This is a genomic window from bacterium (assembly GCA_020440705.1).
Classification (GTDB): Bacteria; Krumholzibacteriota; Krumholzibacteriia; order LZORAL124-64-63; family LZORAL124-64-63; genus JAGRNP01.
This window is the reverse complement of sequence record JAGRNP010000264.1, coordinates 1-789: the sequence shown is the minus strand read 5'-3', so window position 1 is coordinate 789 and position 789 is coordinate 1. Positions and strand designations below refer to the sequence as shown.

Genomic DNA, 789 nt, shown 5'->3' with positions numbered 1-789 from the left:
CGCTCACCAACGTGTTCCACGCCGGCGACGGCAACCTGCATCCGAACATCAGCTTCGACGGCCGCGACGCCGAGGAGCGGGCGCGGGTCGTGGCGGCGGGCCACGAGATCCTGGCACTGTGCGTGGCGATGGGCGGCAGCATCAGCGGTGAGCACGGCGTCGGCGCGGAGAAGCTCGACCACGTCGGCCTGATGTTCACGCCCGACGACCTCGACGTGATGCATCGGGTCCGGCGCAGCTTCGATCCCGACGATCGCTGCAACCCGGGCAAGGCGCTGCCGGCGCGCGCTGCGTGCGGCGAGGTCGCGAAGTGGCCGAAGATCGTCGAGCAGGTGATGGATGCCGAGGCACGGCTCGAATCCGGAGGAGACCCGCGTTGAAGCCGACCACCGAACCGAGCGTGGACTTCCCGGTCGCCGCGAGCCTCCGACCGGAGAACGACGACGCGCTGGCCGACCTCCTGCGGATGCACGCGGGCGGCAGCGGGCCGGTCCGTCTGTGTGGTGCCGGCAGTCAGCTCGAGAGCCTGCCGGCGCCGGCGGGAGATGCCGCTCCGACGCTGGTCTCGCTGGCGGCGCTCGACAAGATCCTGCGCCTCGATCCCGACGACCTCACCTGCTCGGTCGAGCCCGGACTGCGCCTCGCGGACCTCGCCACCGCGCTGCGCGAGCACGGCCTGTGTCTGCCTTGCCCCCCGGCCGGCGCGACCACGGTCGGTGGCCTGTTCGCCGCGGGTCGGTCGCTGCCCGAGGCGCCAGGCGCACTCGGTGCCCGCCACCTGCTGCTCGG

Annotated in this window: 2 protein-coding genes; both read left to right on the top strand. The window is 72.8% G+C overall.

Annotated elements, in window-relative coordinates:
• The coding region (locus KDM41_18275) for an FAD-binding oxidoreductase (protein ID MCB1185371.1) at window positions 1-380 on the top strand (380 nt) is incomplete at its 5' end.
• Window positions 377-789, top strand: a 413-nt coding sequence (locus tag KDM41_18270) for an FAD-binding protein (protein ID MCB1185370.1), incomplete at its 3' end; no start/stop codon positions are given. The genes KDM41_18275 and KDM41_18270, both read left to right, overlap by 4 nt.